The organism is Mycolicibacter kumamotonensis (assembly GCF_002086285.1).
GTDB lineage: Bacteria > Actinomycetota > Actinomycetes > Mycobacteriales > Mycobacteriaceae > Mycobacterium > Mycobacterium kumamotonense.
In genome coordinates this window covers 1-18,740 of the sequence record NZ_MVHU01000057.1, presented here as the reverse complement: position 1 = coordinate 18,740, position 18,740 = coordinate 1, and the positions used below count along the sequence as shown (strand labels likewise).

Sequence of the window (18,740 nt, the reverse complement as noted above, 5' to 3'; positions counted from 1 at the left end):
CGATCCCCCGGCCGGCCTGCGCTCCTATGTGACCGGCCAGGCCGCCCTGGTAGCCGACACCAACGAGGCCGGCGACGGCGTGCCGAATGCTCTTCGCCAGTTTCGGGCAACCGCGGCTACGGCTGCTGGGATTGCCGGCTTCGCGTTCGGCGGCGAAGTGAGCGCACTGCTGCACCGCCTCTGAATTCCATTGCACCGAGGTGTATCCGGGCCCCAGCTTCTTCACCTCAACGGTGGCCGTGCAGTGCCGGCACTCCACCGGCATCAGACCCGAATGCAGGTAGCGGTCGGTATCGCGCTCGGTCGCAGCACGAATCGCCTCATACCGTTGCGGGTCGACCGGAAACAGCGGCTGCCGCGAGTAACGAGTGTCGGGGCCCTCGTCGTCGGGGGACTCGCCGTGCTCGTCGTGGTCGTCGTGCGCGCCGTAGAGCATCAGCATGGACCGGGCCAGCTCTCCGGCCTCGGGAACCTCGCGGGCCATGGCGCCAGACCTACTCTGCGTTAACGGTTTCTGAGGCCTTTGGCGCCTTGGTCTCCGCTTCCTGCGCCCGCAGATTCTCGGCGACCTCCGCTTTCCACTTCTCGTTGGCCACCGTCGCATCGATCTCGATCTCGAAGCGATCGGTCATCTCCGGAGTGACGTCGGCGACATCGACGTAGAACTGCGAATACCAGCGGCGCAGCTGGTAGACCGCACCGTCCTCCTCGACCAGGAGCGGGTTCTCGATCCGGCTCTTGTGCGTCCAGATCTCCACGTCCTGCAGGAAGCCCTTGCTGACGCCTTCCGTCATGGCGTCGGCGATCTTTTCGGTGGTCGCGTCGTCCAGGCCCTTGGGCTTCTGCACGATGACGCCCCACATCAGCCGGAACTGGTCGTGGCTCACCGGGTAGTGGCAGTTGATCAGGATCGACTCGGCCTTGAAACCGCCGTAGCTGTTGTGCAGCCAGTTGATCATGAACGACGGCCCGAAGTACGACGCCTCCGAATCGAGTTCTGATTCCCCGTATGAGGTGCCCAGGCCGGGGACGTCTGGGCGCCCGACATTGTGCAGATACTGCGAGGCGATGTGGCCTTCGAAGACGTTCTTGAAGGACGTGGGCAGCCCGTAGTGGATGTAGAAGAAGTGCGCGAAGTCGGTGACGTTGTCGATGATGTCGCGGCAGTTGGAATCAATCAGCATGGAATTCCAGCGCCAGTCGGTCCACTCCCCGCTGGACCACTCCGGGATCTCGGGGATCCGCACCTCGTCCGGCGGCGGGTTGCCCTCCGGGTCGTGCCACATGAACAGCAGGCCGCCGCGCACGTCGGTCGGGAAGGAGCGGGTGCGGGCCATCCGTGGCGTCCGCTTGGAGTAGGGGACCAGCTTGCAGCGGCCGTCGCCGCCCCAACGCCAGTCGTGGAACGGGCAGGCGACCTCGTCGCCTTTGATGGTGCCGCGACTCAGGTCGCCACCCATGTGGCGGCAGTAGGCGTCGAGTACGTGCAGGTCACCATGCGAATCGCCGAACACCACCAGCTTGGCGCCGAACGCGTGGATCGCGTGCGGCTTGCCGTCGCGGAAGTCCTTCACCGGACCAAGGCAGTGCCAGCCCCTGGCATAACGATCCGGCGGGGTCCCCGTGTCAATTTCGCGGACGCCGACGTCGGCGTTGTCAGTGCTCACCTGTTGCCTCCAACCCGTTGCTTCTAACTAGAACACGTTACAGTTTTCCCTCCCGGTTACGCAATAAAGCCTGCTGGTTCGGGGTCTTTCGGCCCTGGGGTATATCTGAACAATGCAGCTCTTCTCCTTCAACGGGCATTCTCCGCGGATCGACCCCACCGCCTTCGTCGCGCCGACGGCCACCTTGATCGGCGACGTCACCATCGAGGCCGGCGCCTCGGTGTGGTTCGGCGCCGTGCTGCGTGGTGACGACGCCCCCATCGTGGTGCGCGAGGGCGCGAACGTGCAGGACGGCTCGGTGCTGCACGTACCGCCCGGTGTTCCGGTCGACATCGGCCCCGGTGCGACGGTGGCGCACATGTGCCTGATCCACGGGGCACACGTCGGTGCCGAGGCGCTGATCGGCAACCACACCACGGTGCTCGACGGCGCCGTCATCGGCAGTCGCAGTCTGGTCGCCGCCGGTGCGACCGTGCTTTCCGGCACTCAGATCCCGGATGGGGTGTTGGTGACCGGTTCGCCCGCTGTCGTCAAGGGCCCGATCGCCGGGACCGGCGCCGAGATGTGGATCAACGCGAACCCGAAGTACTACCAGGACCTGGCGAAGCGCTACCGCGACGGACTGAAGGCCGTCGAACCGAGCTAGGTCCCGATTGCCGCCAGTTCGGCCAGCAGTTCGGCGAATTCGTCAGCGGCACCGGAGACGTCGGCCCCACCCGAAGCGTCGGTGAACCGGATCGCAGACAGGGTATACGGCCCCGAAGGGAGTCACGACATCCTTCATGTCCTCGTTTGGTGTCAGAAAAATGTTGGGGGGAAGGGCGTAATGCTCAATCGGCTGACGGACCCCGCTTCCGTGAGCCGGTCACAGAGCCCCGATGGCATCTTCGCGTGGGCGGACCACGATCCGGCCACCGTCCTTAGGGGTGAATGCCACGCCCCGGGAGTGCCATTCTTCTGCAGGGCGCGGGTTTGGCTCGATGACGAAGTGCTGCAACACCGTGCGCAGTATGGCGTCCATCCCCAGATTCGCGAAGGTGGACCCCCGGGCAACGGCGGGTTCCACCGCCGTACGGCAGCCACTCGAACGGTGAAGGGCTACCGGAGATGTAACGCTGCGGGTCAAATCGGTCCGAGTCGTCGAAGACCTCGGCATTCTCATGGATCTGCGATATGAACACCATCACCGAATCTCCGCGCGGAATCACCCAGTCGCCCAGCCGGATTGTCGGTGCGTATACGTGCCGGCCGGCGAAGTCGATAACGGTACGGGTCCGCTGAACCTCGCGGATGGTCGCCCGGCGCAGCGTGCTCTCTTCGGTGGCGGCCTCGGCGGTCAGCTGCTGCAGCAGTTCGGGATGTCGGCTGATTCGTTCGAAAGTCCAGGCCAAAGTCGATGCGGTGGTCTCATGACCGGCCGTGATGAACGTCAGCAGTTCATCTCCGATGTCGCGGCGCGACATCACCGTGCCGTCTTCGGCGCGGGTGCGCAACAGGTAACTCAAGGCATCGGTCCGGTTTCCGAATTCAGGGTCTGCGCGGACCTTCGCAATCAATTTGTCGATCACAACCTCGTACCGGCGTCGGAGCTCGGCGAGTCTGCCCCAAGGGGTGAATCGGCCGTAGGTGCGCTTGGGCATCGGCAGCGGGACCAGCCGCGATGCCAGGGTCACCCACCTCGGGATGACGTACCGCAGCTCGTCGAGCTCGTCGCCTTCAGCCCCCAAGATGATCCTCAGAATCGCGTCGAGCGCGATCCGAAGCATAGGTTCCAGTGTCTCGAAAGACTCGCCGACGGGCCAGCTTGCGATCTCGCGCAGCGTCTCCTCGACGAACACGCTGTCGTAAACTCGGACACCCTTGCCGTGCAGAAGCGGGCTAAGCAGGTTGCGACGACGCCGATGCGCCGGCCCGTCGAGCGCGAAAACAGAGCCCGGCCCGAGCAACCGCGTCCCGATGTTGGGTTGCAGGTTGCCGAGATCTTCTGCGCTGACAAGAACGATTCTCTGGCCAGGATGGGATCGGTGATGAACGAGGAGTACGGGCCTCGGGTCTACCAGGATCGAGAGGGTTACGCCGGCAATCTGATGACCGGCGACACCTGCAGTGTCGCCTCAGGCCGGGTGGCGTATGTGCTGGGTCTGACCGGGCCGGCGGTGTCGGTGGACACCGCGTGTTCCTCGTCGCTGGTGGCTGTGCATATGGGTGTGCGTGCGCTGCGCTCAGGGGACTGCTCGCTGGTTTTGGCCGGCGGTGTCGCAGCCATGACACTGCCGAACTGGTTTGTGGGATTTTCCGCGCTCCGGGTATTGGCGAAAGACGGTCGGTGCAAGGCATTTTCGGATGATGCCGACGGATTCGGGCTTTCGGAGGGCGTCGGTGTGCTGGTTCTCGAGCGGCTCGCCGATGCACGGCGTAACGGCCATCGGGTGCTGGCACTGGTGCGTGGGTCGGCGGTCAACCAGGACGGGGCCTCCGACGGGCTCCGGGCTCCCAACCCGATTGCCCAGCAACAAGTCATTCGTACGGCGCTGCTGGATGCCGGGATCGATTCGAACGGCGTGGATGCCGTTGAGGCACACGGCACCGGAACTACCCTCGGTGACGCCGTCGAGGCTGAAGCGTTGTTGGCCGCCTACGGAGAGGAGCGCGACAGCGACCCGTTGTGGGTGGGCTCGGTCAAGTCGAACATCGGACACACCTTGGCCGCCGGCGGTTCGGCGGGCCTGATCAAGATGATCGAGGCCATCAGGCGTGGTGTGCTGCCGGCAACGCTGCACGCCGACGTACCGACCAGCCGGGTTGACTGGTCAACGGGGGCGGTGCGTCTGCTCCACGAGGGCAGACCCTGGCCCGAAAAGGGGCGTCCACGGCGTGCGGCCGTGTCGTCGTTCGGCATCTCGGGTACCAATGCCCATGTCATCCTCGAGCAGGCTCCTCCGGGTGAGCCGGCGGTGCTGGTCTGGCCGCTGTCGGCACGCAACCCCAAGGCGCTGGCCGCACAGGCGATGCGACTGCACGACTTCGCCGAACGCCGGGCCGGTGTGCCCCCCGCGGCGATCGCGGGTGCGCTCGCCCGTCGGACCGTCTTCGAGCACCGCGCGGTCATCGTCGGTGCCGACCGCGATGCCCTGATGTCCCGGCTGAGTGTGCTGGCCGAGGGCGAGTCATGCCCTGGATTGGTTGCCGGGCAAGCGAGCGCGACGGGAAAGACAGCCTTCGTATTCCCCGGCCAGGGCAGTCAGTGGATCGGGATGGGGCGCGAATTGCTCAGCACCTCTGCGGTGTTCGCCGAGCACATGACCACGTGCGGAACGGTTCTCGCAGAGTTTGTGGACTGGGATCTGCTGGCTGTCATCCGCGAGGAGCCGGGCAGTCCGGCACTGGGCGCGGCCGATGTGGTGCAGCCGGTTCTGTTCGCGGTATTCGTTGCGCTGGCGCAGACGTGGCGGTCGTTGGGTGTCACCCCGGACGCGGTGATCGGCCACTCCCAGGGCGAGGTCGCGGCGGCGCATGTCGCCGGCGCTCTATCGCTGCGCGAGGCCGCCCGAATTGTCGTCTTGCGCAGCCGGGCCGTGGCGGTCTTGTCGGGTGCGGGGGGCATGGTGTCGGTGCCGCTGCCCAAAGACGAGGTGAGTGAGCATTTGGATCGCTGGGGCGGAAAGCTCGAAGTCGCCGCGGTCAACAGCCCGCGCACCACGGTGGTTTCCGGTGCCTGCGCCGCAATCGACAAACTACTGGTCGACTATGAAGCCGCGGGGGTGGAGGCCCGACGCATTCCGGTCGACTACGCCGCGCACTCCGCACAGATCGAAGCCGTCGAGGATGACCTTCGTGCTGCGTTGGGGCAGGTGACACCGGAGGCCGACACCGCAACGGAGTTCTATTCCACGGTGTACGGCAAACTGATCGGCTCGCAGGTGCTCGACGGCGACTACTGGTGCCGGAACCTGCGTGAGCCTGTTCGGTTCGACGAGGCCGTGCAAGCCGCGTACGGCGAAGGCGTGCACTGCTTCCTGGAGATGAGCCCGCACCCTGTCCTGACGGTCAGTGTGGAGCAGAACTGCGAAGTGCTTGCCGAGGATGGCGGCTGGTTCGTCGGAGGCTCGTTGCGCCGTGACGATGGTGGTCTGGCCCGACTGTTGGAGTCCGCCGCCGAGGCGTACGCGGCCGGCGTCGCGATCGACTGGAGCCGCTACGTCGGGTGCGCCGGCGCCGAAGTCGAGTTGCCGCCGTACCCGTTCACCCGCACCAGGTTCTGGCTGGACGCGTCGGAAAGTTCCCGCCTGGACGTGAGTCGGCTCGGCGTCGGTGAATGTGACCACCCGATTCTCGCTGCAGTCCTTGAGCAGCCCGCGTCAGGTGAGGTCACCTTCACCGGCCGGGTTTCGCTGCGCAGCCATCCGTGGCTGGCAGATCATGCGGTCGGTGGCGTCGTGCTGATGCCGGGGGCGGCCCTGGTTGACTGCGCGTTGTTCGCGGGCGACCAGGTCGGCCACGGCGTTGTCCAGGAGTTGGTTCTGCAAGCGCCACTGATCGTTCCCGAACAACACGGGGTTCACCTGCAGGTGATTGTGGGTCGGGAGGTTGCGGCAGGACGGCCGTTGTCGGTGTATTCGCGCGTCGAGGGTGTCGACGACGGATGGTCTCTGAACGCCCAGGGCACCCTGGTTCGGGCGACATCGCCGGTACCGCAGCCGGTGGGCACCTGGCCGCCGGCGGGCGCAGAACCAGTCGATGTGTCAGACACCTACCAGCGTGCTGCCGAGCGGGGGTACAACTACGGCCCGGTGTTCCGGGGAGTTGTGGCGCTGTGGACCGGTGACGACGAGGTGTTCGCCGATATCGCGCTGCCTGAGCAGGCCCGAGACCAGGTGCGGGGCTACGTCTTACATCCGGCGCTGCTCGACGCGGCGCTCCACGGTTTCAGTCATCTGGGAATAGCGGCGGAGCCCGGCAAAGTTCTGTTGCCCTTCGTATGGGAGCAGGTCAACGTCAGCGCGATCGGTGCCAGTCGGTTGCGTGTTCGGCTGAAGGCGGTGGGCGACAATCGGGTTGCCGTGTTGTTGTATGACCACCTCGGGGAGCCGGTTGCCACGGTGGGCGCGCTGAGCATGCGTGACACCTGGCGCGACGCTTTGCATTCCCGGCGCTCCAGCATTTCCGACGACGCACTGTTCAGCATCGGCTGGGTGCCGGGGGATGTGGACGCGGCTCCAGGGGCCGACTGGGTGGACATCACCGGCGCGCGCGCCGGTGAGGGACCGATTCAAGTCTTGCGCTGCGTCGATGGTGGTGTTGCCGACGGTGCCTCGGTGCGCGGACGGCTGTGGTCGATCGCCGAGCACGTCCGCGATTGGATGGCGAACTGCACGGCTGTCGATGCCCGGTTGGTCGTGGTGACGTCGGGAGCTGTTGCGGTAGATGGCTCCGACGCGGCGCCCGACCTTACCCACGCGGGCGTCTGGGGTTTGGTGCGTACCGTTCAGGCGGAAGAGCCCGGGCGGCTGGTCCTGCTGGATGTCGACGATTGGGCGGCGGTGCCCGAGGCGGTTGCAGCCGTGTTGGCCTCCGGGGAACCGGAGTCGGCGTACCGACGCGGGTCGCTGCGAGTGCCGCGACTGACCCGGTTCGACCGCGACGGCGTGCTGAAGCTGGAGCCCGGGACCGCCGCCTGGTCGGTGGGGCCCGCCGGGCTGGGCGCCTTGGGCGCCGACAACTTCGTGGTCCAGCCCGCCTCGCTTGGCGCCCTGGGGCCCACCGAGGTGCGAGTCGAGGTCAGCGCGGTGGGGGTGAACTTCCGGGATGTGCTCGTCACGCTCGGCATGTATCCCGACCCGGACGCGGTGATCGGGTGCGAGGGAGCCGGCGTAGTCACAGCAGTGGGCGCCGAGGTGACCGGATTCGCGCCCGGGGACCGGGTGTTCGGTGTGTTACCGGGTATCGCTTCGACCACCGACGTCGACCATCGCCTGTTGGCCGCCGTCCCGGGCCATTGCAGTTTTGCGGAGGCCGCCACCATCCCGGTCGTATTCCTGACCGCCTACTACGCATTGCACGACCTGGTCGATGTCAGGCCGGGCCAACGCATCCTCATACACGCCGCGACCGGCGGGCTTGGCATGGCGGTGCACACACTTGCCAAGGCGTGGGGCCTGGAAGTGTTCGCCACCGCCAGCCCGTCGAAGTGGCCGGTTCTGCGCGGCCTGGGCCTTGATCAGGATCACATCGCCAGCTCTCGCGATCTGGACTTCGAGCGCAGGTTCCGCGACGCCACCGGCGGCGAGGGCGTGGACATCGTGATCAACTCGCTGGCCAACGAATACACGGATGCCTCGTTGCGATTGCTTTCGCGCGGGGGGACTTTCGTGGAGATGGGCCTGACCGACTTGCGCGATCCGGACGACATCGCAACCGGCCACCCGGGTGTCGTGTATCTGCCGGTCGTGGTGTGGGACGCCGGCCCCCAGCGGATCGGGGAGATGCTGCGTGAGGTGATGGCGCTGCTCGCCGTCGGCTCGATCTCCGCACCCCCGGTCTCGGTCTGGGATGTGAGGCGCCTGCCGGAGGTATACCGGTACTTGTCGCAGGCTCGGCACATCGGCAAGATCGCGCTGAGGGTCCCACGTCCGCTCGATGGTGATGGCACCGTGCTGGTCACCGGTGGCACCAGCGGACTCGGAGCTTTGATCGCGCGACATCTGGCCGCCCACCACGGGATTCGTCACCTGTTGCTGGTCTCCCGCAGCGGAGGCCGAGCCGAGGGCGCGGCGGCGCTGGTCGCCGAGCTCGCGGAGTTGGGCGCGCAGGCCAGGGTGGCGGCGTGCGACGCGTCCGACCGAGCAGCCCTGGCAGCCGTCTTGGCAGATGTCCCAGCCGAGCATCCGCTGACCGGGGTGGTCCACGCGGCAGAGCTCCTGCGCGACGGTGTGTTCGCCGACCTCACTGCCGAGCAGTTCGACGCCGTGTTGCGCAGCAAGGTCGATTCCGCATGGAACCTGCACGAGCTCACAGCGCACGACGACTTGGCAGCGTTCGTATTGTTCTCGTCGGCGGCAGGGGTGCTGGGTTCGCCCGGTCAATCCAACTACGGCGCGGCCAACGCGTACTTGGACGCACTGGCGCAGTACCGACAGCACCGTGGACTCCCCGCCACCTCGTTGGCATGGGGCCTGTGGGAACAGAAGACCGGGATGACGGGGCACCTCAACGAGCAGGATCGAGCCCGGATGAATCGGATCGGCCTGGCGCCGATCACCACTGATGACGGCCTCGAGCTGTTCGACGACGCGATGCGGTCCGGCCATACGTCCTTGGTGCCGGCCCGGCTGTCATTGGACGAGGTAGCCGCCGCAGGCCGTGTCCCGCACCTTCTCCGGCTGTTGACCCGCGCCGCCCGCCGCCAGGTCGCCGACGACGACGACGTTGAGGGCCAATCCAATCTGGCGGCACTGTTGGGTGGCGCCCCGGCCGAGGACCGGGAGCGGATCGCTCTTGACTTCGTACGCGTTCAGGCCGCCGCGGTGCTCGGGCACGACGGCACCAACACGATCCCGTCCGGTGAGTCATTCAGGTCGCTCGGTGTTGACTCGCTGACCGGAGTCGAATTCCGCAACCGGCTACAAACGGCGACCGGCCTCAAATTGACTGCCACGATCGTCTTCGACCAACCGACACCCTATGCCCTGTCGAAGTATCTGCTCGAGCGGATGGCAGCGCCCGAAAGCGCTGGCTGACACATCATTTCGCCCCATGATGTGCGAAGGTTGCCGGCAGCCTGCCGCTACAATTTCAACACGGTGCCCGGCTGCGGAGTGACGTCGCACGCAACCGCCGGTCAGATCTTGCGGGCCGTCTTGGCTGCCCGCTCGACCTCCCAGAACGCCCGCAGCGCAACCAGCTTGCCCTCCTCGTTCACCCGATAGGTGAACACGCCGTCGGTGGTGATCTGGTGTCCGGCCATGGTCGTCACGATGGAGCCGACGTTGGCTTCCTCGTTGCCGCAGGCGAAGCTGTCGACGAAGTTGAACTCGATCTTGTCGGTGGCCGCGATCGCCTTGTCCCAGAACGCCGAGATCGCGTCGCGGCCGCGGTGGCCCTTGCCTTCCGGGTCGAACGGTGACGGGCCGATGGGGTCCTCGACGATGGCGTCGTCGGCGAACACCGACAACCAGGCCTCCTTGTCGCGCGCGGTCACCGCGTCGCGGGAACGTTGGCCTGCCAGGTGCGCGGGGTGATCGGTACTCATGGGACTACTCCTGCCATCCGGAATGGATATAGGTGTCGGCGAAACGCTTCAGCGAGTCCTGCTTGGCGGTCAGCGGTGCGTCGAAGCCCAATCCGTCGAGCATCCAGGGGATCACGATGTTGTCGGTGACGCCGGCCGCCGCCAACTCCCGGTGCCCGTCCACGCTGAACTTATCGATGCAGACCGCCTGGTATTCGAACGGTACGTCGGCCCGGCCGTGCTCGGCCAGCAGGGCCTGCAGTTTGCCGATGGTCTCGGCCAGCTGCGCGCCGGTCATCATCGCCGACGTCCACCCGTCGCCGATCCTGGCGGCGCGCTTGAGTGCGACGTCGGTGTGCCCGCCGACATAGAACGGCACCGGCGCACTCGGCGCGGGGCTCATCTGCAACCGCTCGAAGTCGTAGAAGGCACCGTGAAACTCGACCATTCCGCCGGCCAGCACGAGCTTGATGACCTCGATCATCTCGTCGACCCGGGCGCCGCGGCGAGCGTACGGAACGCCGCACCACTCGAATTCTTCTGGAGCCCAGCCGATTCCGACGCCAAGCCCGAACCGGTTACCGGTCAGGTTGGCTACCGAGCCCACCTGGCGGGCCAGCAGCAGCGGGTTGCGGGACCCCAGCTTGAGCACGTTGGTGTAGAACCGCAGCGTCGAGGTGACCGCCCCCATCGCGGCTGCGGCGATCAGCGGATCCACCCAGGGGGTGTCCGCGTTCCACATCCGCGAGCCGTCGGGGGTGTAGGGATAGTCCGCAGCGGCCTTTTCCATGAAGAACAGCGAGTCGGGCAGCGCGATCGCGTCGAAACCCACTTCTTCGGCGCATCGCGCCAGGGCGACCAGTTCCTCGACCGGACCCATCGCGACGCTGAGGGTGTACTTCATCAGGCGGCGGGCTTGTCCGAGCTGACTACCCACATCGAGTAGTACTGCGAGCCGCCGCCGTAGGCGTGCCCCAAGGCCTTTCGGGCATTCGGAACCTGGTGGTCACCGGCCTTGCCCATCACCTGGATCGCCGACTCGGCGAACCGGATCATCCCCGACGCGCCGATCGGATTGGAGGACAGCACCCCGCCGGACGGGTTCACCGGCAGCTTCCCGCCGATCGCGGTCTCGCCGGCCTGGGTGAGCTTCCAGCCCTCGCCCTCCGGGGCAAAGCCCAGGTTCTCCAGCCACATCGGTTCGAACCAGGAGAACGGGACATAGATCTCCGCGGCGTCGATCTCGTCGATCGGGCTGGTGATCCCGGCGTCGTGCCACAGCGCGGCCGCGGCGTCACGGCCGGCCTGCGGATTGACCTGGTCGCGACCGGCGTAGGCCAGCGGCTCGGTGCGCAGGGCGGTGGCGTGGATCCAGGCCACCGGCTCGCCCGCGTCGACGCGGGCCTGCGCGGCGGCCTCGTCACCGATCACCATCGCGCACGCGCCATCCGAGGACGGGCAGGTTTCGTCGAAACGGATCGGGTCCCACAGCATCTGGGACGCCATCACCTTCTCCACGGTGATGTCGGGTTGGTGCAGGTGCGCGAGCGGATTGCGGGAACCGTTGAGCCGGTCCTTGACCACCACCTTCGCGCCGGTGTCCAGCGGGGCGCCGGACCGGCGGATGTAGGCGCGCACGTGGGGGGCGAAGTAACCGCCCGCACCGGCGCCGACCGGTTTGGTGAAGGGCACCGGGATGCTCAAGCCCCACATGGCGTTGGACTCCGACTGCTTCTCCCAGGCCATCGCCAGCACCCGGCGGTACTTGCCGGACTTCACCATGCTGGCGGCGACGATCGCGGTCGAGCCACCCACCGACCCTGCGGTGTGCACCCGGATCAGCGGTTTGCCGGTGGCGCCCACCGCGTCGGCCATGAACAGCTCCGGCATCATGACGCCTTCGAAGAAGTCCGGCGCCTTACCGACCACCACAGCGTCGATGTCGTCGAACGTCGAACCGGAATCGGCCAGCGCGCGGTCGATCGCTTCGCGCACCAAGCCGTTCATCGACACGTCGTGACGCTTGGAGACGTATTTGGTCTGTCCGGTGCCCAGCACCGCGGCCAATTGAGCGGCCATCAGTTGCGTCCTTCCATCACCGCGACCAGGTTCTGCTGCAGCGCCGGCCCGCTGGTGGCGTGTGCGAGCACCCGGCTCGCCGAGCCGTTGAAGATGTGCTGGGCGGCGAAACCGATCCGCTCCAGCCCGGCGACGAACATCGGATTGGCCGCCAGCGCACCACCCGAGGAGTTGACCTTCGCCCTCGACGGCAGGCGCATCGCCTCGGTCAGGATCAGATGCTGGTGGGTGAACGGCGCATGGATCTCGGCGACCTCCACCGCGGGCATGTCGTCACCGCTGGCCGCGCGTGCCGCCGCGGTGGTCGACGCCGAGCGGGTCAGGTCCCGGCTGCCGAGCACGGGTGATTCGATGCGGTGCTCGAAACCGGTGATCCAGGCCGGGTTGTCGCAGAGCTCGCGGGCCTTGTCCCCGGCGGCCAGGATGATCGCGGCGGCGCCGTCGGTGATCGGCGCGATGTCGTGCCGGCGCAGCGGATCGGCGAAGAACGGTCGTTGCAGCAGCTCATCGAGGCTGGTGGAGGACTCCACCGAATCGACCCGGTCAGCGGCGGCGAACGACTCCAGTGCAACCCGGGCCATCTGCTCTTGCGTCCACTGCCCGCCGTCGAGACCGAGGCGGGCCTGCAGACCGGCGATCGAGATCGAGTCCGGCCACAGCGGGGCGACGGTGTAGGGGTCGGTCTGCAGCGCCAGGATCCGGCGCAGCTGCCCGGCCGAGGACTTGCCGAAACCGTAGGCCAGCGCGGTGTCGACCTCACCGGTCAACACCTTGATGTAGGCCTCGTAAAGCGCCCACGCGCCGTCCATCTCCACGTGTGACTCGTTGATCGGCGGCACCGCGCCGATCGAGTCGATCGCCGAGATGAACGAGAAGGCCCGCCCGGCAAGGTAGTCCGAGGAACCGGAACACCAGAAGCCGATATCGGCTCGTTCGATGCCTAGTTCGCGGTAAAGCTGTTCGAAGCACGGCATCAGCATTTCGACGCCGTTGGTGGTGCCGTCGGTGCGGCGGACGTGCGGGGCGTGGGCGAAGCCCACCACCGCGACATCGCGAGTGCTCATCTGGCGGGTTCCCCTTACAGGTGGTGCTTGTAGGTGTCGTATTCGGCGTCCGGCTCCCCGGTCGGCCGGAAGTACTCGATGTTCTCCATGCCGTAGGTCCACTGCTCGCGCGGCCTCCACACCGCCTGCACCCGCATGCCCATCCGGACCTCATGGGCGTCGACGTCGGAAACCAGTGTCAGGAACGGGATATCGGCGCCGTCGAGCAGCACGTAGGCCGCCACGTAGGGCGGCTTGATCTTCTGGCCCTGGAACGGGATGTTGATGATCGCGAACGTGGTGATGGTGCCGGTGTCCGGCAGCTCCACGAACTCGGTGAGTTGGCGGCCGGTGGCCGGGTCGGCTTCGCGGGCCGGGAAGTAGACCTTGCCCTGTTCGCCCGTGCGCGCACCCAGCAGCTTGCCCTCCTTGAGCGCACGCAGATATGCGCTCTCCGGATGCGAGGCGCTGTGCTGGATCTCCAGCTGGATCGGGGTGATCACCATCGACACCGGGTCACGCTCGTCGGGGCTCTGCGCGGTCGGCTCCGGGTCCTCGCCGATCGCGAAGTAGGCGATGTCGGTGATCGCGCCGACCGGTTCGTCGGCCCAGTGCGCGTGCACCCGGGTGCCGGTGCTGATCTTGTCGGGGCTTTCCACCGCCACCGCGTGCAGCAACGGCACGTCGGCGCCGTCGAGCTTGATCAAGGCCCAGGCGAACGGGGTGTCCAGCGGTTGGCCTTCCAGCGGCGCCGGCTGCCAGGTCCAGGACACCACGGTGCCGACACTGGACACCGGTACGATCTCGGTGAGCTGTTCATAGCTGACCGGGTCGTACTCGGCCGGCGGTACGTATACCCGACCGTCGGAGCCGCGCACGCCGACGATGCGGCGCTCGCGCAGGGCGGTGAAGAACTCACCGAGGACCGGACCCGTCGAACGGGTGTAGTCGAAGGACAACCCCAGGGGGGCGGACAGCGGTGGTTCCGAGGGTTCTGTCAGGGCGGAGCGGTGTTCGCTGACGGTCACGGCATCGAGTAGAACAGGTTCTAGGAATCTGAGCAAGAAGACGAGAAGGAATTCACCGATGAAGCTGGGACTGCAACTGGGATATTGGGGCGCGCAGCTGCCCACCAACCATGCCGAACTCGTCGGCGCCGCGGAGGACGCCGGCTTCGACGCCGTCTTCACCGCCGAGGCCTGGGGCTCGGACGCCTACACGCCGCTGGCGTGGTGGGGTTCGTCGACGCAGCGGGTACGGCTGGGCACCTCGGTGGTGCAGCTGTCGGCGCGTACCCCGACCGCGTGTGCGATGGCTGCGTTGACGCTGGATCATCTCTCCGGCGGGCGGCACATCCTCGGGCTCGGCGTCTCGGGCCCCCAAGTGGTGGAGGGCTGGTACGGCCAGCGTTTTCCCAAGCCGCTGGCGCGCACCCGCGAATACATCGACATCCTGCGTCAGGTGTGGGCCCGCGAGGCGCCGGTGACCAGTGCCGGCCCGCATTACCCGCTGCCGCTGAGCGGTGAAGGCACGACCGGGCTGGGCAAGGCGCTCAAGCCGATCACCCACCCGCGCCGCGCCGACATCCCGGTGATGCTGGGGGCGGAAGGCCCGAAGAACGTCGCGCTGGCCGCCGAGATCGCCGACGGTTGGCTGCCGATCTTCTACGCCCCGCGGCTGGCGGATATGTACAACGAGTGGCTCGACGAGGGCTTCGCCCGGCCCGGAGCGCGGCGCACCCGGGAGGACTTCGAGATCTGCGCGACCGCGCAGGTGGTCATCACCGAGGACCGCGCCGCGGCGTTCGCCGGCATCAAGCCGTTCCTGGCGCTCTACATGGGCGGCATGGGTTCGGAGGACACCAACTTCCACGCCGAGGTCTACCGCCGAATGGGGTACGGCGAGGTCGTCGACGACGTCACCAAGCTGTTCCGCTCGGATCGCAAGGATGAGGCCGCCAAGATCATCCCCGATGAGCTGGTGGATGACGCCGTGATCGTCGGCGACATCGACTACGTGCGTTCCCAGATCAAGGTGTGGGAGGCCGCCGGCGTGACGATGATGGTGGTTGCGGCCCGCGACACCGCCCAGGTTCAGCAACTGGCGGCACTGACCTGAGGCCTGCGTCGCTCAGCCGAGCAGCCTTCCGACCAGGACGAACAGCGCCAGCGCGAACAACACGGCGTTGACGGCCACGCTCGCCGGTTCGCGCAGGCGAGTATGTGCCCAGGCGGCGCCGATCATCACCGCGCACAGTCCCGCTCCGGCCAACGGGGTGAGGATCTGACCGACGCCGGTCAGCGGCGGAGCGACCAGTCCCACCGCGGCGAGTAGTTCCATCGCCGCGGTGAATCGCACCACCGGCATGGGGAACAACGCCACCCCGGTCTGGCCGGTATCGAGGAGCCGTTGGCGCGACATGGTGAGTTTGGCGGCACCGGACAACGTGAATACCGCGGCCAGTGTGAGCTGGGCGGCCCAGAGCGCGCTGTTCATCGTTCTTCCTCTCGTTGGTGTTCATGGGGTCACCCTTGAAAGACGAACGGCGATCGCGTTGTGTGACAGTCGCAGGTGAAACGGTGCGCCGTCACGATCGCCGGCGCTGAATCGTCTCCCTTGTGACGGGTTTTGACGACGGGAGGAGGCGACGTGGACGACAAACTGCCCTATATCGACGAGCACACGGTGAAAGTCGGTGCGTCGCGGCCACAGGTATGGATCGCGCTGCAGCGCTACACGACGTCGCTGCTTCGCAATGTGGAGCGCAATCCGTTGCTGGTGCTGCTCGGCCCGCAACCTCGCGCCGGCTTCGCGGTCGCCCAGAGCGCCGAGCAACGGTGCCTCGTTCTGGTTGGGCGACATCGATTCTCGCGATATCGGCTCGTGTTCGAACTGGCCGACGCCCCGGGCAGCGGCACCCTGATACACGCCCGCAGTTACGCGGTCTTCCCCGGACTGCATGGCCGCGCCTACCGTGCCCTGGTCATCGGTAACGGCTACACGTCGTGGCCACCAACTACATGCTGCGCGCGATCCGCGCCGCGGCGTTGGCTTGACGCAGTGCGGGTGAGTCGCAGCGCTGGGTTCGCCGTAGCGCGCCCGCCGGGATGCACCGATTCGCACGACCGCGGGGTCTCGTGACGACACCTCGCCTTGCACGCAGACTAGAACGCGTTCTAGATTGGCCGGATGAGCGAAGCCGGTCTGTGGAACATCGCCCGTGACACCCCCGATGCCGTTGCGGTCGTCGACGTGCTGGGGGGTCAGCTGACCTACGGTGAGCTGGCTGCCCGCGCCGACCGCTACGGCCGGGGCCTGCAGGCACTGGGCCTGCGGCCCGGCGACGTGCTGGTGATGGTGTTGCCCAACATCGTCGACACGTTGGCGGTGTACTTCGCCGCCATGCAGACCGGGCTGTACATCGTCGCGATCAACTGGCATCTGACCGGCCCGGAGATCGGCTACATCCTCTCCGACAGCGGAGCTAAAGCCCTTGTCGCCCACGAGCGTTTCGCCGAGGCGTCGAAGATCGCCGCCGACGAGGCCGGCCTGGCCGCCGACCGCCGGTTCGCCGTCGGCGACATCGACGGCTTCACGCCGCTGTCGAAGCTGGGCGCCGGCGAGGAGGGGCGCCCCGATGTGCGCACCATGGGCGCGGCGATGCTCTACACCTCCGGCACCACCGGCAAGCCCAAGGGTGTCAAGCGCCCGCTGACCGGGGCCGACCCCGACGCGGTGCCGGTTGCCTCCGCGGGATTCTTCGCCCTCTATGACCTGGCACCGTTCGACAACCACGTGCACATCTGCGGCTCGCCGCTGTATCACACTGCGGTGCTGAACTTCTCGGCCATCTCCATCCAGCTGGGCCACAAGGTGGTGCTGATGGACAAGTGGGACCCCGAGGAGATGCTTGCACTGATCGCCGAGCACCGCGTGACCCACAGCCACATGGTGCCGACCCAGTTCCGCCGGCTGCTGGCGCTGCCGGCCGAGGTGCGGGAACGCTACGACGTATCCTCGCTGCGCAACGTCATCCACGGCGCCGCGCCGTGCCCGCCCGAGGTCAAGCGGCAAATGCTGGACTGGTGGGGCCCGGTCATCACCGAGTACTACGCCGCCACCGAGGGCGGCGGCACCAAGATCAGCGGCGAAGAGTGGCTGGCGCACCCCGGCTCGGTCGGCAAGGCCTGGCCGTATTCGGTGGTCAAGGTGCTCGACGACGACGGCAACGAACTGCCGCCCGGCGAGGTCGGCACCGTCTACATGCAGATGGGCGGATCCAGCTTCGCTTACCACAACGACGAGAAGAAGACCCAGGAGAACCGCGCCGGTGACCTGTTCACCGTCGGCGACGTCGGCTACCTCGACAAAGAGGGCTACCTGTACCTGCAGGACCGCAAGACCAACATGATCATCTCCGGCGGGGTCAACGTTTACCCGGCCGAGATCGAAAACGAGCTGATCATGCACCCGAAGGTGCTCGACGTCGCCGTGTTCGGGGTGCCCGACGAGGACTGGGGCGAGTCGATCAAGGCCGTCGTGCAGCCCGCCGAGGGCGTGGTCGGCGATGACGCGCTGACCGCGGAGCTGATGGAGTATGCGAGCGCGCGGCTGGCGAAGTTCAAGCTGCCCAAGAGCATTGACTACATCGCAGAGATGCCGCGCGACCCCAACGGCAAGCTGTACAAGCGGAAACTGCGTGACCCGTACTGGGAGGGGCGGGGAGCGAAGATATAGGGGCTCGGGCGCGAACTTACCTGGGTGGACCCCAGTACTTCAATGCGTTTGCGTCCTCAAGCGCTGCAAGTGCCGTACACGAGTGCGCTATCGATGAGTCGACAAACAGATCCTCGATGCGCCGCTCATTATCGCGAATCCACGCAACTGTTTCCGCTGGCGACACCACATTTGTCTCGTCGTAATCATCTAGGTACTGTCGGACGATCGGCACCCGGAACCAATTCTCAGGTGAGCTCGCGGACTTGCTCGGTGCCACATCGAGGAGGATTTGACCTCGATCGTTGGCGATATGCCAACTTAGGACCGGCCCGGTCAGTGTGAGTGAGGCGTTGATGTGCGCAGAACCCGAGGTCGTGGAATTTGTGATCCGATAGGCAGGATTTAGATAGATAAAATCGAGGTACCGCAGATAAAACTCCAACAATGCCTTCATTATGGCCTTCCTCTCGATGGCGGTACTAAAGTGTTCGTCCCTACCCGTTGATAGCCGTGCGATTCAAGATATCGAAGCTCGGCGCCTGTGAACGTATTTGGGCTGATTTTTCCAATCGGCACCGACAGCGTAATTGTGTCGCGATTGGCAATTGCTATGTCGAGGACATGCTGGTTTGCGGCCAGTCGTTGAGTGTCGGTAGCTGAGTACCAGGCGTCGCCGATATCGAAGTAGCTGGCTCCTCGTTGCTCTGCGAAATCGATGTAAGACAGGCCGCCGCCTCTGGGTGCGAACGGCCCGATCACGGTTTCGCCGCTACCGGTGAGGTGCTGTTCGGACAGGACTCGTAATTCCGGGGTCAGATGGTCGAGCGGGTTTTCCAGCGTAAACGCCGGCCACGGTGATATCGGTTCGGACGGAAGTGGATGAGGAAGGTGTGGACCGGTGTCCGGCAGCGTGTGTTCGTGGATGGGCGGTGGGCTGTGGTCGGCGGTCGTTAGTGGTGGGGTGTGGTCGCCACTGGTGGTGGTGACTGGGGTGTGCCCGCTTGG

The 18,740-nt window shown here is 66.4% G+C and carries 14 protein-coding genes and 2 pseudogenes; 5 read left to right on the top strand and 11 right to left on the bottom strand.

Annotated features, from left to right (window positions below; translation table 11 throughout):
- On the bottom strand, positions 1-484 hold a 484-nt coding region (locus BST28_RS21925), incomplete at its 3' end, for a hypothetical protein (protein ID WP_337339099.1).
- Between the two features lie 10 nt (positions 485-494).
- The gene (locus tag BST28_RS21920) at positions 495-1,667 is read right to left on the bottom strand and encodes a 3-ketosteroid-9-alpha-monooxygenase, oxygenase component (protein WP_019735082.1); all 1,173 of its coding nucleotides are present in this window, start codon (positions 1,665-1,667) and stop codon (positions 495-497) included.
- Positions 1,668-1,779: 112 nt separating this feature from the next.
- Between BST28_RS21920 and BST28_RS21915 the strand changes: the two genes are divergently transcribed.
- Positions 1,780-2,313 carry a gamma carbonic anhydrase family protein gene (locus BST28_RS21915; RefSeq protein WP_019735081.1) on the top strand — a complete coding sequence of 178 codons (534 nt, stop codon included), beginning with the start codon at positions 1,780-1,782 and terminating at the stop codon, positions 2,311-2,313.
- A 219-nt stretch (positions 2,314-2,532) separates the two neighbouring features.
- Here the strand turns inward: BST28_RS21915 and BST28_RS24280 are convergent.
- A pseudogene (locus BST28_RS24280) lies at positions 2,533-3,696 on the bottom strand (cytochrome P450); the annotation flags it as partial.
- Here BST28_RS24280 and BST28_RS21905 point away from each other — a divergent pair.
- The gene (locus BST28_RS21905) at positions 3,683-9,403 is read left to right on the top strand and encodes a type I polyketide synthase (RefSeq protein ID WP_420093455.1); all 5,721 of its coding nucleotides are present in this window, start codon (positions 3,683-3,685) and stop codon (positions 9,401-9,403) included. The pseudogene BST28_RS24280 and the gene BST28_RS21905 overlap by 14 nt on opposite strands.
- 101 nt (positions 9,404-9,504) lie before the next feature.
- On the opposite strand, the gene BST28_RS21900 is transcribed toward BST28_RS21905, so the two are convergent.
- Genes BST28_RS21900 through BST28_RS21880 form a run of 5 tightly spaced genes read right to left on the bottom strand, consistent with a single transcriptional unit; the run spans position 9,505 to position 14,017 of the window.
- Positions 9,505-9,915, bottom strand: coding sequence for a nuclear transport factor 2 family protein (locus BST28_RS21900; RefSeq protein ID WP_019735078.1), 411 nt, complete (start codon positions 9,913-9,915; stop codon positions 9,505-9,507).
- Positions 9,916-9,919: 4 nt separating this feature from the next.
- A complete protein-coding gene (locus BST28_RS21895; RefSeq protein WP_019735077.1) occupies positions 9,920-10,798 on the bottom strand; it encodes a TIGR03619 family F420-dependent LLM class oxidoreductase in 879 nt (292 codons plus the stop codon).
- A complete protein-coding gene (locus BST28_RS21890; RefSeq protein WP_019735076.1) occupies positions 10,798-11,973 on the bottom strand; it encodes a thiolase family protein in 1,176 nt (391 codons plus the stop codon). The genes BST28_RS21895 and BST28_RS21890 overlap by 1 nt, the downstream gene beginning before the upstream one ends.
- Entirely contained in the window at positions 11,973-13,037 is a 1,065-nt protein-coding gene (locus BST28_RS21885; protein WP_019735075.1) for a thiolase family protein, read from the bottom strand. The genes BST28_RS21890 and BST28_RS21885 overlap by 1 nt, the downstream gene beginning before the upstream one ends.
- Positions 13,038-13,051: 14 nt before the next feature.
- Positions 13,052-14,017 (bottom strand): Zn-ribbon domain-containing OB-fold protein, encoded by a 966-nt coding sequence (locus BST28_RS21880; protein WP_029248782.1) that lies wholly within the window; start codon positions 14,015-14,017, stop codon positions 13,052-13,054.
- A gap of 85 nt (positions 14,018-14,102) precedes the next feature.
- On the opposite strand from BST28_RS21880, the gene BST28_RS21875 reads away from it, so the two are divergent.
- Complete coding sequence (locus BST28_RS21875; RefSeq protein ID WP_019735073.1) at positions 14,103-15,134, top strand: LLM class F420-dependent oxidoreductase; 1,032 nt, start codon at positions 14,103-14,105, stop codon at positions 15,132-15,134.
- A 12-nt stretch (positions 15,135-15,146) separates the two neighbouring features.
- Here BST28_RS21875 and BST28_RS21870 read toward each other — a convergent pair whose 3' ends face one another.
- Positions 15,147-15,512, bottom strand: a complete 366-nt coding sequence (locus BST28_RS21870) for a DoxX family protein (protein WP_083083060.1) — start codon at positions 15,510-15,512, stop codon at positions 15,147-15,149.
- 153 nt (positions 15,513-15,665) lie between these two features.
- On the opposite strand from BST28_RS21870, the gene BST28_RS21865 reads away from it, so the two are divergent.
- Both BST28_RS21865 and BST28_RS21860 read left to right on the top strand, forming a co-directional pair.
- Entirely contained in the window at positions 15,666-16,157 is a 492-nt protein-coding gene (locus BST28_RS21865) for a hypothetical protein (RefSeq protein ID WP_234808374.1), read from the top strand.
- Positions 16,158-16,205: 48 nt separating this feature from the next.
- On the top strand, positions 16,206-17,753 hold the full coding sequence (locus tag BST28_RS21860; protein WP_083083058.1) for an acyl-CoA synthetase: 1,548 nt from the start codon (positions 16,206-16,208) through the stop codon (positions 17,751-17,753).
- A 16-nt stretch (positions 17,754-17,769) separates the two neighbouring features.
- On the opposite strand, the gene BST28_RS21855 is transcribed toward BST28_RS21860, so the two are convergent.
- Positions 17,770-18,189, bottom strand: coding sequence for a hypothetical protein (locus BST28_RS21855; protein ID WP_080575598.1), 420 nt, complete (start codon positions 18,187-18,189; stop codon positions 17,770-17,772).
- Positions 18,189-18,740, bottom strand: a pseudogene (locus BST28_RS23520) (hypothetical protein); the annotation flags it as partial. The gene BST28_RS21855 and the pseudogene BST28_RS23520, both read right to left, overlap by 1 nt.